General features: G+C 68.5%; 11 protein-coding genes and 2 pseudogenes. 4 read left to right on the top strand and 9 right to left on the bottom strand.

Annotated elements, in window-relative coordinates; translation table 11 throughout:
• The first annotated feature begins 71 nt into the window (after positions 1–71).
• Complete coding sequence (locus RUTHE_RS05295) at positions 72–551, top strand: peroxiredoxin (RefSeq protein ID WP_021097283.1); 480 nt, start codon at positions 72–74, stop codon at positions 549–551.
• On the opposite strand, the pseudogene RUTHE_RS05290 reads toward RUTHE_RS05295, so the two are convergent.
• Positions 487–1,090 (bottom strand): annotated as a pseudogene (locus RUTHE_RS05290) (pseudouridine synthase). The gene RUTHE_RS05295 and the pseudogene RUTHE_RS05290 sit on opposite strands and share 65 nt — an antisense overlap.
• Positions 1,091–1,413: 323 nt before the next feature.
• Here RUTHE_RS05290 and RUTHE_RS05285 point away from each other — a divergent pair.
• Positions 1,414–2,589: a type III PLP-dependent enzyme gene (locus RUTHE_RS05285; protein ID WP_021097280.1), complete on the top strand. Its 1,176-nt coding sequence runs from the start codon at positions 1,414–1,416 to the stop codon at positions 2,587–2,589.
• Positions 2,590–2,757: 168 nt separating this feature from the next.
• Positions 2,758–4,029: a DUF3422 family protein gene (locus RUTHE_RS05280; RefSeq protein ID WP_021097279.1), complete on the top strand. Its 1,272-nt coding sequence runs from the start codon at positions 2,758–2,760 to the stop codon at positions 4,027–4,029.
• 8 nt (positions 4,030–4,037) lie between these two features.
• Here RUTHE_RS05280 and RUTHE_RS05275 read toward each other — a convergent pair whose 3' ends face one another.
• From RUTHE_RS05275 to RUTHE_RS05255, 5 genes are all read right to left on the bottom strand, one after another.
• The gene (locus RUTHE_RS05275; RefSeq protein ID WP_021097278.1) at positions 4,038–5,039 is read right to left on the bottom strand and encodes an ABC transporter permease; all 1,002 of its coding nucleotides are present in this window, start codon (positions 5,037–5,039) and stop codon (positions 4,038–4,040) included.
• Positions 5,032–6,039: an ABC transporter permease gene (locus RUTHE_RS05270; protein WP_021097277.1), complete on the bottom strand. Its 1,008-nt coding sequence runs from the start codon at positions 6,037–6,039 to the stop codon at positions 5,032–5,034. Before RUTHE_RS05270 ends, RUTHE_RS05275 begins: the two co-directional genes overlap by 8 nt.
• Before the next feature lie 152 nt (positions 6,040–6,191).
• Entirely contained in the window at positions 6,192–7,910 is a 1,719-nt protein-coding gene (locus RUTHE_RS05265) for a peptide ABC transporter substrate-binding protein (protein ID WP_021097276.1), read from the bottom strand.
• Entirely contained in the window at positions 7,907–9,016 is a 1,110-nt protein-coding gene (locus RUTHE_RS05260) for an ABC transporter ATP-binding protein (protein ID WP_021097275.1), read from the bottom strand. Before RUTHE_RS05260 ends, RUTHE_RS05265 begins: the two co-directional genes overlap by 4 nt.
• A complete protein-coding gene (locus RUTHE_RS05255) occupies positions 9,009–10,034 on the bottom strand; it encodes an ABC transporter ATP-binding protein (RefSeq protein ID WP_021097274.1) in 1,026 nt (341 codons plus the stop codon). Before RUTHE_RS05255 ends, RUTHE_RS05260 begins: the two co-directional genes overlap by 8 nt.
• Before the next feature lie 178 nt (positions 10,035–10,212).
• On the opposite strand from RUTHE_RS05255, the pseudogene RUTHE_RS05250 reads away from it, so the two are divergent.
• A pseudogene (locus RUTHE_RS05250) lies at positions 10,213–11,383 on the top strand (M20 aminoacylase family protein).
• Here RUTHE_RS05250 and RUTHE_RS05245 read toward each other — a convergent pair.
• Genes RUTHE_RS05245 through moaA form a run of 3 tightly spaced genes read right to left on the bottom strand, consistent with a single transcriptional unit; the run spans position 11,370 to position 14,722 of the window.
• Positions 11,370–12,440, bottom strand: a complete 1,071-nt coding sequence (locus tag RUTHE_RS05245) for a glycosyltransferase family 4 protein (RefSeq protein ID WP_021097271.1) — start codon at positions 12,438–12,440, stop codon at positions 11,370–11,372. The pseudogene RUTHE_RS05250 and the gene RUTHE_RS05245 sit on opposite strands and share 14 nt — an antisense overlap.
• Positions 12,437–13,714, bottom strand: a complete 1,278-nt coding sequence (locus RUTHE_RS17975; RefSeq protein ID WP_021097270.1) for a 3-deoxy-D-manno-octulosonic acid transferase — start codon at positions 13,712–13,714, stop codon at positions 12,437–12,439. Before RUTHE_RS17975 ends, RUTHE_RS05245 begins: the two co-directional genes overlap by 4 nt.
• A gap of 3 nt (positions 13,715–13,717) precedes the next feature.
• A complete protein-coding gene (gene moaA / locus RUTHE_RS05235; protein ID WP_040644996.1) occupies positions 13,718–14,722 on the bottom strand; it encodes a GTP 3',8-cyclase MoaA in 1,005 nt (334 codons plus the stop codon).
• Positions 14,723–15,107 lie beyond the last annotated feature (385 nt).

The following is a 15,107-nucleotide window of genomic DNA, read 5'->3' as shown; positions in this document are numbered from 1 at the left end:
AGGGCAGGGGCCCTTGCGGCGCGAGGCCGGCATGGCCAGCATCGGCTTGAGGATATCGCAAGGGAACGACCATGCCTGCCATCGCCGAAGGAGATCTCTTCCCCGATTTCGACCTGCCCACCGACGGCGGCGGGCGGGTCTCGCGCGCCATGCTCGGGGGGAAACCCTTCGTCCTTTACGTCTATCCCAAGGCCGATACATCGGGCTGCACGGCCGAGGCGAACGACTTCACCCGCCTGGCCCCGGATTTCGCGGCTCTCGGCATTCCCGTCATCGGTCTGTCACCCGATCCGGTGAAGGCCCTGGACCGGTTCAAGGCCAAGCACGGCCTCGGCGTGACGCTCGTCTCGGATGAGGAGCGATCGCTGCTCGAGACCCTGGGGCTCTGGGTCGAGAAGAGCATGTATGGCCGCAAATACATGGGTGCAGAGCGAACCACCTTTCTGGTCGGCGCCGATGGCCGGGTGGCCCGCCTCTGGCCCAAGGTCAGCGTTCCCGGCCACGCCGAGGAGGTGCTGACAGCCGCTCGGGCCCTGCCGCGCCAGGATTGACCTCCCGCCATTCTCCGGGGGAGAGATCCCCAAGGCTCCACGGCCCTATCCGCCACCGCACGAGACGGAGCGTCGGAAAGCCGATCGCGGCGGTCATGCGCCGCACCTGCCTGTTGCGGCCTTCGGTGATGACGATCTTGATCCAGCGGTCCGGCACGCTCTGACGGTGGCGCACCGGCGGGTTGCGTGGCCAGAGGGATGGCGGCGGGATGAGCTGCACTCGTGCCGGGCGGGTCATGCCGTCATTGAGAACGACCCCCCCGGCGCAGCGGGGCGAGGGCCTCGTCATCCGGTGCCCCCTCCACCTGCACCAGATAGGTCTTCTCCATCTTGTGCCGGGGATCGGCGATCCGTGCCTGAAGCATGCCGTCGTCGGTGAGCAGCAGCAGCCCTTCGCTGTCCCGGTCGAGCCGTCCGGCAGGATAGACCCCCTGTGGAAGACCGAATCCCGACAGCGTCGGCCGGGGGGATGGGCTTGAACGGTCCGTGAACTGCGTCAGGACGCCATGAGGCTTGTTGAAGAGGATCAGCCGGGTCATGAGCCGAACCTTTCACGTCGGCAGACCATGGCCAAGTCCTTGCCGGGCCTCATGGATGACATGGATGGGCCCCCCGGGGGGCGGACGGAATCGGGCAGCGGCGCAAGGGGGGGCGTGCGCTTCTGCCCGCGATCGGCAGAATCTTTGCCGGTCACAAAGAAGGGTCTTGATCCGAATCCCGTTTGGCCCCATCTGGGCGCCACAGACGCCAACGCACGCGCCTCTGGCCGGTCAGCCTCGCGCCCGACGTGTTTACGCAGCGACGGTAACGTCTCCCTTGGAATGAACCGGGCCCGGGGCCCTTCGTCTGTCGGAGATGACCGATGACCGTCCTGAACGCGGGGGCCGTGGCCCCGACGCCTGATTTCGCTGTCCCCTCCCGTCTCGAGACCTTCTGCCGCACGGCGGCCTTCGACCGGCCGACGCTGGTTCTCGATGTGGACCGGATGGAGGCGCAGTATCATGCGCTCAAGACGGGCCTTGGCCGCGCCGACATCCACTATGCCGTCAAGGCCAATCCCCATCCCGCCCTGCTGCGCCGCCTCGTGCAGCTCGGAGCCAATTTCGATGCCGCCTCCACCGGCGAGATCGCGCAATGTCTCGAGGCCGGCGCCACGCCCGACCGCATCTCCTTCGGCAACACGATCAAGCGCGCGCGTGACATCGCCTGGGCGCATGAGCGGGGCATCACCCTCTTTGCGGCCGATGCCGAGGAAGAGCTGGAAAAGATCGCGGCCCATGCCCCCGGCGCACAGGTCTATGTCCGTGTTATTGTCGAACAGTCGATGGCGGACTGGCCTTTGACGCGCAAGTTCGGCTGCGACGCCGGGACCGCGCTGCACCTGCTCGATGCAGCGAAGGGCCTGGGGCTCGAACCCCTGGGCCTGTCCTTCCATGTCGGATCGCAGACCCGCCAGTCCGCGATGTGGGCCCCAACGCTCGATGCGGTGGCGGCGCTCTGGACCCGTGCCCGGGAGGCGGGTCATGCGCTGACGCTGCTCAATATCGGCGGCGGCTTCCCCGCCTTCTATGGCGAGCCGATCGAGGCGCCGACGGATTATGCGGCCGGTGTCATGGCCATGGTCCACGAGCGGTTCGGTCATGTGCCCCGCATCATGGCCGAGCCAGGCCGCGGCCTTGTGGCCGAGGCCGGGATGATCGTGGCCGAGGTGGTCCTGACCTCCCGCAAGTCGGAGCGCGATCTGCACCGCTGGGTCTATCTCTCCGTCGGGCGCTTCTCGGGCCTGGCCGAGACCGAAGGCGAGGCGATCCGTTATCAGTTCCTTACCGACCGCGATGGCGATCCGACCGGCCCCTGCATCGTCGCCGGGCCGTCCTGCGATTCGGCCGATGTCCTCTACGAGAAGCGCCCGGTGCAGCTTCCCCTGACGCTGCGGGCGGGGGATCGCGTGCTGATCCGCAACACCGGGGCCTATACCAGCACCTATTCCTCCGTGTGCTTCAACGGCTTCCCCCCGCTCGACGTGGTGGCCATCTGATCCGTCTGATCCGGTGGACTGCGGGGCATCCGCTCCGCAGTCCGGTTCGGTATGCCGAAGCCTGATCCGGTATGCCATGGTGTGCAGTTAAGCCATTATTCTGGCTTGCGAATCTCTTTACGACGGCACGTCATGCGCTAGTCTGCCCCCATCTGGCGGAGGTGCGGGATGCCGCTCGACGATCATCCGTTGCGCTATGTGACAGCCAACGAACTGCATGCGCGCCCCTTTCCCGTGGCTCGCGCGCCGGGATGGGCCGCATTCCTTGCGATCAAGCAGGCCGAGGAGGCTGCGGCGCGCGACCGGGCCCTGGAACGGGCGCATCTGCTCGAGCTGCTGGACCGTTTCGGCGCTCCGCATCCCCAGCCCGACGCAACCCACTGGTATGGGCGACTGGGCCGGCACTGGCTCAAATGGGAGAGCCATACGGAATTCGTGACCTACACCCTGATCGGTGAAGGCGAGCCAGGCCCGCCTTTCGATCCGGCACTCTTCGCCCAGTTTCCGCCGGACTGGCTGGCCCGGGCCCCGGGGCTGCGGCTCACCTCTGCGCTGTTCCGCATCGAGCTCGCCGAAGGGGACGAGCGAATCGCACCCGAGGCTGACGCCTGGTTCGTGCCCGAATCGCTGGCCGTCTCGCGCGTGCTCGACAACGAGTTGGTGATCGCCTCGGATTTCCGCATCGATCCGGCGGGGCATCTGCGTTTCGCCATCTGGGTCCGGCCCGGCGTGGGCGAACGACGCATCGGCCGTGTCGTTCAGCGCCTGTGCGAGATCGAGACCTACAAGGCCATGGCCATGCTGGGCTTTGCCCGTGCCCGCGCCCTTTCGCCCGAGATGGGGCGGATCGAGGCCCGCCTGTCGGCGCTTGTCGCCGGGATGGCGGCTGCCGACAGGCCGGAGGAAGCGCTCGATTCCCTTCTGGCCATCTCGGCCGCCATCGAGGGGATGGCCGCCACGGCCAGCTATCGCTTCGGCGCCACCAGCGCCTATGAGGCGATCGTTGCCCAGCGCATCGAGGCCCTGCGCGAGGAACGCTTCGAGGGGCGCCAGACCCTGGCCGAATTCATGGCCCGCCGCTTCGATCCGGCCATGCGCACCGTTGCGTCCTCCCGCGCGAGGCTCGAGGCAATGGCCGCCCGGGCCATCCGGGCCGGCGACCTCTTGCGCACCCGCGTGGATGTCGATCGCAGCGCCCAGAGCCAGAAGCTGCTGGCCAGCATGGACAGGCGCGCGGACATGGCGCTGCGGCTCCAGCACACGGTCGAGGGGCTCTCGGTCGTCGCGGTGAGCTATTACGGCGTCGGCCTCCTTCTGTATCTGCTGGCCCCGCTGACCCATTCGATCGACAAGGCCTGGCTGGGTGCGGCCGTGACGCCGCTCGTCGTCCTTGTCACCTGGATCGGTCTGCGCCGCATCCGCCGCCGTCTGCATGGCTGACACGGGCCTCATCGCCCGCGGATCCGCGGATCGAGCGCATCGCGCAGCCCGTCGCCGATATAGTTCACGCTCAGCACCGTGAGCGAGATGGCCAGCCCCGGCCAGAGGACCCGCTCGGGGAAATCGGCCATCCGATCGGTCGAATCGAACAGGAGCTTGCCCCAGGTCGGAAAATCCGACGGAAAGCCGAGGCCGAGGAAGCTCAGCGCCGATTCGGTGATGATCGCCGAGGCGAGGCCGAGCGTGGCGGAAACCATGATCGGCGACAGGACATTGGGCAGGATATGCCGCGGGATCATCCGTCGCGCGGGCGTGCCGATGCTGCGCGCGGCCAGGACGAATTCCCGTTCCTTGAGCGCCAGCACGTCGCCGCGCACGATGCGCGCCGTCTGCATCCAGGATGTCGCGCCGATCACCGTCACGATCAGGATGAAGATGCCCGTGGCCGGACCGAAGGTCGCGCGCAGCGGATCGCGGAACAACAGCATCATCACCAGCAGCAGCGGCAGGATCGGCAGCGCCAGAACGAGATCGGTGAACCGCATCAGGATCCCGTCGAGCCAGCGGAAATAGCCCGCCAGAACCCCCACCAGCGTCCCGATCAGCATCGCGATCAGCATGGCCGTCCAGCCGACGGCGAGGCTCACCCGCCCCCCCGCGATGAGCTGGGCCAGGAGATCGCGCCCGAGCTGATCCGAGCCGAGCGGATGGGACCAGGACACGCGCGCCGAGCCGTCCCAGAGCAGGTGATAGACCGGGCGCAGATCCTTGTTGCGGACATCCAGCGCGCCGGGGCTGACAGGCCAGAGCCAGGGACCGAGCAGACAGAACAGCGTCACGAAGACGAGAAAGCCGAGGCCCAGAAGCGCGCCCTTGTGCGTGCGGAACTGGCGCCAGACATCCCCCCAGGGATTGGTCGCCGCATCGCGGACGGCAGGCGGCTCTGGCCGGAGGGGGCGGGCGGTGCCGCCGGGACCGGGGCGGGTGGGTTCGCTGGCGGCGTCAGTCATAGCGGATCCTCGGATCAAGGATGCCGTAGAGGATGTCGGCGATCAGGTTGAAGAGCACGATCAGCACCGCGAACATGAAGGTCAGCGTCTGCACCATCGGCAGGTCGTTGGCATTGATCGCGATGATGAGGAGCTGGCCCAGGCCGTTCACCTTGAACACCTGTTCGGTGATGATCGCCCCGCCGAAGATCGACGGAATGCCGAGCGCGATCACCGTGACGACCGGGATCATCGAATTGCGCAGCACATGGCGCAGCACCACCGTCCGTTCGGTCATCCCCTTGGCGCGGGCGGTGCGCACATAATCCTGCTGGAGATTGTCGAGCATCGAGGCGCGCATGTAGCGGCTGATCTGGCTGGCGTTGTAGAGCGCCAGAACGAAGACCGGCATCGCCATCTGCCGGAGCTGCTGGAGGAAGCTGTCCCAGTCCGTCACGCGCAGCTGCGTGTTGTAGATCGACGGGAACCAGCCGAGATTGACCGAGAAGATGACGATCATCAGCACGCCCGTGAAGAAGGTAGGCACCGAGAACCCCACCATCGACACGAAGGTGCCGATCTGGTCGAAGGCCGAATACTGCCGTACGGCGCTGATGATGCCGATGGGGATCGCGATCAGCACCCCCACGAGATAGGCCATCCCGACCACCCACAGCGTCTGGGGCAGGCGCTGCACGATGATGTCCATGACCGGGAACTTGGTCTGCCAGGAGATGATGCGCGCCTTGCCCTCGGCGAAGGATGTGCCGAACAGATGGTCGATGAGGACCTGCGGTTCGACAACCGCGATCTGATAGAGCCAGAGCGAGAAGCGCACCCACCAGGGCTGATCGAGCCCGAGCGCCTGGCGCATCTGCTCGCGCACCTCGGGCGGGATGGTCAGGGGCTGATCCGCCATCGGGTCGCCGGGGGCGAGTTCGAGCAGCAGGAAGATGACCAGCCCGATGAACAGCAGCGTGGGCACGGCGAGAATCAGGCGGCGGATGGCAAAGGTCAGCATGGGCAGGAATCCGAATCGTCTGGCGGCCATCCTCGCGGGAAAGGATTGACGAATCCTTGCGGCACCGCGCGTTGCGTGAACCGGATCTTAACCTTTTGTCCGGAGCGCCCGCCGGCGCGCGATTCGCACCGGCGGGCAGGGGTGTCAGGCCCTCACTGGGCGATGCGATACCAGTCGGCGATGTTCCACAGCTCGCTGTCCCAGGTGTTCAGCACCACCCCGCCCAGCGAGTTGGCATGCCCCGAGACCCGGCCCCGATCGACAAGCGCGATCACGATATGATTGTCGAGCGTGAGATACTCGTTCATCGCGCGGGCCAGGCGCGAGCGCTCCTCCTGATCGCCCGTGGCCTGGAACTGGGCCAGCATCTCCTCATAGGCGGGGTCGCAGACGCGGTTGATGTTCTGACCCTGCCACTGCGTCTCGGGCGAGGGGATCTTGTCGCAGGTATAGGCCGCGAGGTAGCTCGTCGGGTCGGTCCCCTCGAAGTTGTTCGCGTACATCTCCACGTCGGCGTAGAACTTCTCGATCGTGTCGGGGCTGCCGGCATCGCCGCCGAAATACACCGCCGCGTCGATATTGCGCAGCTCCACCTCGAAGCCGATCTCCTCCCACCACGACTTGATCAGCGCCTGGAAGTCCTGACGCACGGCATTGGTCGAGGTCTGGAAGAGCACCGACAGCCGCACGCCATCGGCATTCTCGCGCACGCCGTCACCATCGGTGTCGGTGAAGCCCGCCTGCTCGAGCAGGGCCTTGGCCCGTTCCAGATCGAAGGTCGTCGCGCATTCGCTGTCGTCCGAGGCATAATATTCAGGCGCCGGGACAAGGTTGCAGGTCGGCCGCCCGGCCTCGCCATAGCCCACATCCACGAGCGTCTGCCGGTCGATGGCGAGCGACATGGCCTCGCGCACCTCGGGGATGGTCAGGAAGGGATGGGGATGGGCCAGGGTGCTGCGCTCGCCCTCGGGGAGCGAGGGGGAGGGATCGGTCAGGTTGACCTCGATCCGTTCGACCAGCGTCCCGAAGGCCGAGACGACCTGCCCCTGTCCGGCCGCCTGCATGGACTGGAGCACATCGGGCGCGAGCTGGAGGTTCCAGGCATAGTCGAACTCGCCGGTCTCGAGCACGGCGCGGGCCGCTGCGGCCGCATCCCCGCCGCCCTTGAAGGTGACGGTGGCGAAATGGGGCTTGTTCGGGTCGCGGTAATTCTCGTTGGCGGCGAAGGAGACGACGTCGTTGGCCAGGAACTCGGTCACGACGAAGGGGCCGGTGCCGATGGGCCGCGTGTTGGCCTCGGTGCAGGTCGCGGCCGCGGCACCGACGCAGTTCTGGAACTGGGCCTTCTGGAGGATCGGCGATTGCGCGCCCACGAAGGCCACCCAGGGGAAATAGGTCGGCTGGGCAAAGGTGATGCGCACGGTGTGTTCGTCCAGCGCCTCGACGGCGGTGATCCCCTCGAACTTGCCTTCCTGCGCGCAGCCGGTGCCGTCGGCGGTGCAGTATTCCCAGGTGAAGACCACGTCCTTGGCGGTCAGGGGCGTGCCGTCGGACCAGACGATGTCATCGCGCAGCTTCCAGGTGATGGAGGTGTAGTCCTCGGCCACGCCGCCGTTCTCGACGCTCGGGATCTCCGCGGCGAGCCAGGGGACGAGGTTGGCGTCCTGATCATAGCGCGCCAGCGGTTCGAGCACGAGCGAGGATGCCTCGACATCCTTGGTGCCTCCGGAGAGATAAGGGTTCAGGATCGAGACCGCCTGCCAGTAGAGGATGTTCAGATGGCCGGAGTCGCCGCGCGTCTCCTGCGCGGACACACCGCTCGCGAGGGCGAGCGCGGCCGTGGCGCCCAACAGGGCGGGAATCAGTCTCATGGGACACTCCTTGTTGACAGGATGGAGGGGGGCTGGTCCCCCCTCGTGCTCGCGGCCTCAACAGCGGTCGGGGCTGCCCGGGTTGGCTCCCGGGGCGTGGTGATGGCGGGATCGTGAAGATGACAGGCCACATGCCGGCCCGGCGCCACCTCGCGCAGGGCGGGGTCCATCTCGCGGCAGATCGGCATCACCTCCGGGCAGCGGGTGCAGAAATTGCACCCGCGCGGCGGATCGGCGGGCGAGGGCACATCCCCCGTCAGCAGGATGCGCCGGCGGCTTCGCGCGGCGCCGGGGTCCGGTTCGTTGACGGCAGACAGCAGGGCGCGCGTATAGGGGTGGAGCGGATCGGCATAGAGCGCCTCGCGCCCTGCCATCTCGACGATCCGGCCCAGATACATCACCGCCACCCGGTTCGCGATGTGGCGGACCATCGACAGATCGTGGCTGATGAACAGGTAGGTGAGCCCGAAGCGCTCCTGCAGGTCCTCCAGCAGGTTCACCACCTGCGCCTGGATCGAGACATCGAGCGCGGCGATCGGCTCGTCGCAGACCACGAAGCGGGGGTTGAGCGCCAGCGCCCGCGCGATCCCGATGCGCTGGCGCTGTCCGCCGGAGAAGGCATGCGGATAGCGCCCGGCAAAGCGGCGCGACAGCCCCACGGCATCGAGAAGCTCATGCACCCGTTCGCGCTTCTGACGCGAGGACAGGCGGGTGTGTTCGTCCAGCGGCTCGCGGATGATGCCCTCGACGGTCATGCGCGGATCGAGGCTGGCCTGCGGATCCTGGAATACCATCTGCATCCGGGGGCGCAGCCGCCGCAGCTGCGACTGCGGCATCTGTCCGATCTCCACCCCCTCGAGGCGGATGCTCCCCGATGTGATGTCGTAAAGGCGCAGCACGGCGCGCCCTGTCGTGCTCTTGCCGCAGCCCGATTCGCCCACCAGGCCCAGCGTCTCGCCGGGCATCACGTCGAAGCTCACCCCGTCCACCGCCTTCACCGCCCCCACCTGCCGGCGCAGAAGGCCGCGATGGATCGGGAAATGCATGCACAGATCGCGGACGGCGATCACGGGCTCCGGCGAGGGGCGGGCAGAGGTCTCAGACATGGGCGACCCTCGGGGCAGCGGACTGCGGGGCAAGCCCGGGATCGCAGAGGAAGCAGGCCGCGTCATGCCCCTCTCCCACCGGATAGCGCTGCGGGTTCAGCCGGTCGCAGATCTCGTAGGCCTGAGAACAGCGGTCGCGGAAGGTGCAGAAATCGGGGGGTGCCGTCAGGAGAGGCGGCTGTCCCTCGATCACGGTCAGACGCCGCGGCCGTTCGCCGCGCACCCTGGGCACCGTGGTCAGCAGCGCACGGGTATAGGGATGCGAGGGATTGCCGAAGATCGCCTCCACCGGGCCGTGCTCCACGATCTGGCCGCCATACATGACCATCACCCGGTCGGCGATCCCCGCAATCACCCCAAGGTCATGCGTGATCCAGATCACGGCCATGCCCAGCTTCTCCCTCAGCGAGGCCATGAGATCGAGGATCTGTGCCTGGATCGTCACATCGAGCGCGGTCGTGGGTTCGTCCGCGATCAGCACCTTGGGATTGCAGGCCAGCGCGATGGCGATCATCACCCGCTGGCGCATGCCCCCGGAAAACTGGTGCGGGTAATCCGACAGGCGCGATCGCGCATCCGGAATCCCGACCAGCGACAGCAGCTCGGCCGCCCGGTCCCGCGCCGCCCGCCGCGACAGGCCCAGATGGACACGCAGAGGTTCCATGATCTGGTAGCCGACGGTGAAGACGGGGTTGAGCGAGGTCATCGGATCCTGGAACACGAAGCCGATCCGCCCCCCGCGCAGCCGGCGCAGCTCGGCCTCCGGCAGGCGAAGAAGGTCGCGCCCCTCGAACAGCACGGCACCGCCCGTCACCTCGGCCGGAGGCGATGGCACAAGCCGCAGCAGCGACATCATCGTGACCGACTTGCCCGAACCGGATTCCCCGACGACGCCCAGAAGCTCGCCGGCCTTCAGCGAGAAGGAGACCCCGTTCACGGCATGGACGGCCCCCCCACGTGTCCGGAAGACCGTCCGCAGGTCGCGGACATCAAGGACGGGTGCCGCCCCGTCGGTCATGCAGGACCTCCCTGTCATTCCGGTTTCGTGCCGCTGTTGGTCCGGGCACGTTGAGGGGGACGCTAGCAGCAATGCCGCATCGCACAACCCCTTGCGTGGCGTCACGGTGGTCAGGGCCGCCCATGCCCTTGCTCCCCTCTCGCCGCTCGGGAACAGTGCGTCCAGCAAGGAGAGAACCATGCCCCCCCGCAACCGCTTTGCCGAGATGCTGCCCGAGATCCGCGCCTGGCGCCGCGATCTGCACGAACATCCGGAGATCCTGTTCGACACCCACCGAACCGCTGCCCTGGTGGCCGAACGCCTGCGCGCCTTCGGTTGCGATGAGGTTACCACCGGCATCGGCCGCACCGGCGTGGTGGGTGTCATCCGGGGGCGTTCGACGGCCTCGGGCCGGGTCATCGGCTTGCGTGCGGACATGGACGCGCTGCCCATCGAGGAGGCGACCGGCCTGCCTCATGCCTCGAAGGTGAAGGGCGCCATGCATGCCTGCGGCCATGACGGACATACCGCCATGCTGCTGGGCGCCGCGAAATACCTGTGCGAGACGCGCGCCTTCGACGGCACCGTCGTGGTCATCTTCCAGCCGGCCGAGGAGGGTGGCGGCGGCGGCCGCGAGATGTGCGCCGACGGGCTGATGGACCGCTGGGGCATCCAGGAGGTCTATGGCCTGCACAACTGGCCCGGCCGCCCCGTCGGCAGCTTTGCCATCCGCGCCGGGCAGTTCTTCGCCGCCACCGATCAGTTCGAGATCGTCGTGGAAGGAAAGGGGGGACGATGCCGCCAAGCCGCAGGAGGTGGTGGACCCCACCGTGGCAGCCTCGGCCATCGTCCTGGCGCTTCAGACCATCGTCAGCCGGAATGCCGACCCGGTCGGGCAGATCGTGGTCTCGGTCACCTCGTTCCGCACCTCGTCCGAGGCTTTCAATGTGATCCCGTCACGTGTCACGCTTCGCGGGACCGTCCGCACCCTCTCGCGCGAGATGAGGGCAATGGCCGAAAGGCGGCTCCGGACAATCTGCGAGGCCACCGCCATGGCCCATGGCGCACAGGCCCATCTGGACTGGCGCGCGGGTTACCCCGTCATGGTCAACCATCCCGAGCAGACGGACTTCGCGCGCGAGGTGGCCCGGGCGGTCTCGGGCGGCTGCGAGGAAGCCCCCCTCGTGATGGGCGGCGAGGACTTCGCCTACATGCTGGAGGAACGGCCGGGGGCCTATATCCTGCTCGGCAATGGCGACTCGGCGCCGGTCCATCACCCCGAATACGACTTCAACGACGAGGCGATCCCCGCCGGCTGTTCCTGGCTGGCGGGCATGGCCGAGGCGCGGATGCCCCTCAGCGGCCGATGAGATCCCTGTAGAGCGCGTTCAGAGCTTCCGCCTCGGCCTCGATGCGGTGATGCGCAAGGACATGGGGGCGGGCCGCAGCCGCCCAGCGGGCCAGCATGTCCCGATCATCGAGCGCCTCTGCCAGCGCCTCTGCCAGCGCCGGCCCGTCCCCTGCGGGGATCAGGCGGCCCGTTCGGCCGTCCGCGATGATGTCCTCGAAGGCGCCCGCCCGCGAGGCAATCACCGGCACCCCGCAGGCCATCGCCTCCAGAGGGGTGAGCCCGAACCCCTCCACTCGCGGCGCCGTCACATAGAGATCAAGCACGCGATACCACCGCGCGATGTCCCAGCCCCTGTCCTCGGGCAGGAAGCGGATGCGGTCCTTCAGCCCGGCTGCGCGCACCCGCGCCTTCAGCCCCTCGACGAAGGCGGCCTGATCCGGCGTCACGCCGCCCATGAACAGGGCCTGTACATCCGGGCGCGCGGGCAGGACGGCGATCAGCGCCTCTGTCAGCAGATCGGTGCCCTTCTGCGGCCGGAGCCGTCCGAAACAGCCGATCAGGAACGCCCCCGGATCCAGTCCCATCTCGCGCCGCAGGGCGGCCCGGTCCGGCGCGGGCGAGAACAGATCCGTGTCCACCCCATGCAGGATCACGCGGTGGGGCACCTCGAGAAAGGCCCCACTGCGCGAGGAGGTGGCCACCACCGCATCCATCTGCCGGATCAGCCAGCGCGTATAGCGGCTGTGCCGCCGCTGGGCCGCCGAGGTGAACAGCAGCCGCAGCCTCTTGCGCAGCAGGGTTCGCAGCAGAAGACCGCCCAGCATCTCCGTGTTGCGCCGGGCATGCCAGATGCGGGGGGTTCCGCTGCCGCCGGGGCCGGAGCGGGACATGGTCAGCAGGTCGCGCAGCCGGATGCGCGGGATGTCCGCCGGAAGCCGGGGACCGGCGGCGGCGATGCGGATCGTCCGCGCCTGGATCGGCAGCAGGCGCAGCACGGTGGATGTCACCCCCGAATGGCGGCGCTTGAAGTTCGGGGCGATCACCTCGATTCCGGCCGGATCCACGAAGTCTCTCATGACAGGATGTCCATCAGCTCGCGGGCGATCTCCTCGACCCGGTTGCCCTGCCGCGCAGCAAGGCTGCGCCCGGCCTCGCCCATCGCGGCGGCGCGGGCCGGATCGGCCAGCAGTGCGGCCACGGCCCGGCCCAGGTCATCGGCATCGCGCACTGTCATCGCGGCGCCGGCCTCTTCCAGGGCGGTCATGTCGGCCGCGACGGCCTCGCGCAGGGGGCCCGTCAGCAGCGCCGCGCCGCATTGGGCCGGCTCCCACGGATTGTGCCCCCCCACGGGCACCAGTGAGCCGCCCAGGAACACCACCGGGGCCAGACGGAACCACAGGCCCGTCTCGCCCAGCGTGTCGGCCAGATGCAGCGCACCATCCGGCAGGCCGCCCGTGCTGCGCCGCGTGGCCGCAAATCCCCGGCGCGAGGCAAGATGCAGGATGCTGTCCGCCCGCTCCGGATGGCGCGGGACAAGGATCAGGCGTGCCTCCCGATGCTGTGCCAGGACAGCCCGATGCGCCGTCAGCGCCGCCTCCTCCTCTCCCGGATGGGTCGAGATGGCGGCCCAGAGCGGCGCGTCGCCCCGCACGCGGCGCAGGCGCTCCAGCTCGGCCGGATCGGCGGGGGGCGGGGGGGCGGCGGCCTTCATGTTGCCGCCCACGGCGATCCGGACCGGATCGGCCCCCAGCGCGACGAGGGCATCCCGCATGTCCGCCGTCTGGGCGACGATCCGGTCGAAGAGACCGAGCAGGACCCGCGCGCTCTGCGGCATGCGGGCCCATGCCCTGAGGCTGCGGACCGACATCCGCGCATTCATCAGCACGAGCGGCACGCCACGGGCATGGGCCGCGCGAAGCATCTGGGGCCAGATCTCGCTTTCCACCATGACGGCCAGATCCGGGCGCCAGTGATCGAGGAACCGCGTCACCGGTCCCGAGGCATCCAGAGGGGCGAACTGGTGCAGCGCCCCGGCCGGCAGGCGCGAGGCCAGGACCGCCGCCGAACTGGCCGTGCCGGTGGTCACCAGGACCGTGGCCCTTTCGGCAAGGATCCGCACAAGGGGCAGGACGGACAGGCTTTCTCCCATGCTCGCGGCATGGAACCAGATCAGACGCCCTTCGGGCCGGGGTCTGGTCGCCTCGCCCAGGCGTTCGCGCTGGCGTTCGGGGCCGATGCCCTGTGCCCCGAGCCGGGCCGCCGCACGGCGGAAGGCGGGCCCCAGCAGCAGATCGGCAGCGGCGCCATACAGGCGCAGCGGCGCCGGCCAGGACAGGGGATGCGCCGACACGAGTCAGCCGCCCGTATGGCTCATGTGGCGCGAGATCCGCCCGGCGACGGTTCCGCGCGAATAGTCGAAGTCATGCCCGCGCGGCTTGAGCCGGATCGCCGCCCGGATCGCCGCCTCGAGATCGCGGTCATCCGCAGAGGCACGCAGCGCTGCGCGCAGGTCCGATGCCCCTTCCTGTCCGAGACAGGTATGAAGCTGACCCGTGCAGGTCAGCCGCACGCGGTTGCAGCTTTCGCAGAAATTGTGGGACAGCGGGGTGATGAAGCCGATCTTCTGTCCCGTCTCCTCGATCCGGGCATAACGCGCAGGGCCACCCGTGCGCTCGGCCAGATCGGTCAGGGTAAAGCGGCTTTCGATCCGCCGGCGCAGATCGCGCAGGGACCAGAACTGGTCCAGCCGCATCTCGTTGCCGATGTCGCCCATGGGCATGACCTCGATGAAGGTCAGGTCATGGCCCTGTTCCGCGCACCAGGCGATCATGTCCCACAGCTCGTCCTCGGTCTCGCCCTTGAGCGCGACGGCGTTGATCTTGACGCGCAGGCCGGCCTCGCGGGCGGCGCGGATCCCGTCCAGAACCTGATCGATGCGGCCGATCCGCGTCAGCCGGCGGAAGCGCTCCGGATCCAGCGTGTCGAGCGAGACATTGACCCGCCGCACCCCGGCATCCCGCAGCGCCGCGGCATGGCGGGCCAGCTGGCTGCCATTGGTGGTCAGCGTCAGCTCGCGCAGCGCGCCCGAATCGAGATGGCGGCGCATCGCGCGGAAGAAGGTGAGGATGTCGCGCCGCACCAGCGGCTCTCCCCCCGTGATGCGGAGCTTCTCCACCCCCAGACGGATGAAGGCCGAACAGAGACGGTCGAGCTCCTCGAGCGAGAGGATCTCGCTCTTGGGCAGGAAGGTCATGTGTTCGGACATGCAGTAGACGCAGCGGAAATCGCAACGGTCCGTGACCGAAACCCGCAGGTATCGGATGAAGCGGCCGAAGGGGTCCTGCATGGGCGCGTCCATGCGACCAAGGTAGGTGTCTGCCGGTCTGCCCGCAAGCGGAGCCTTGCCGATGCCGCCGGTCCTGACCGTTGCGCCCGGCGACCCGGGCGCCTTAGGCTTCCGCCATGACCCTGCGCATTCGTCTTTCGCTGATCGCCCTCTGCGCCCTGGGCGCATGTGCGGCGCCGGATGGCCGCCCGGGGCCCATGCGTCCGTCCGGCACGCAGGCCCCGGCCGAGGCTCCGCTGCCAGAGGCACGGCCGGCCGATCGCGCCACGACCGCCGCCGGTGCTCCGGCGATCCTGGCTCCGCCCGGTCCGGCTTTGGCCGGGGCCGCCGATGCCGGGCTTCCGCCGCCTCCGCCGCCCGCCGCAGACGACGGCCTGGGGGCCGGCTCCGATGGGGT

It is taken from the genome of Rubellimicrobium thermophilum DSM 16684, assembly GCF_000442315.1.
Classification (GTDB): Bacteria; Pseudomonadota; Alphaproteobacteria; order Rhodobacterales; family Rhodobacteraceae; genus Rubellimicrobium; species Rubellimicrobium thermophilum.
Note: the sequence above shows the minus strand (reverse complement) of the source record. Positions and strands in the feature narration are given on the sequence as shown.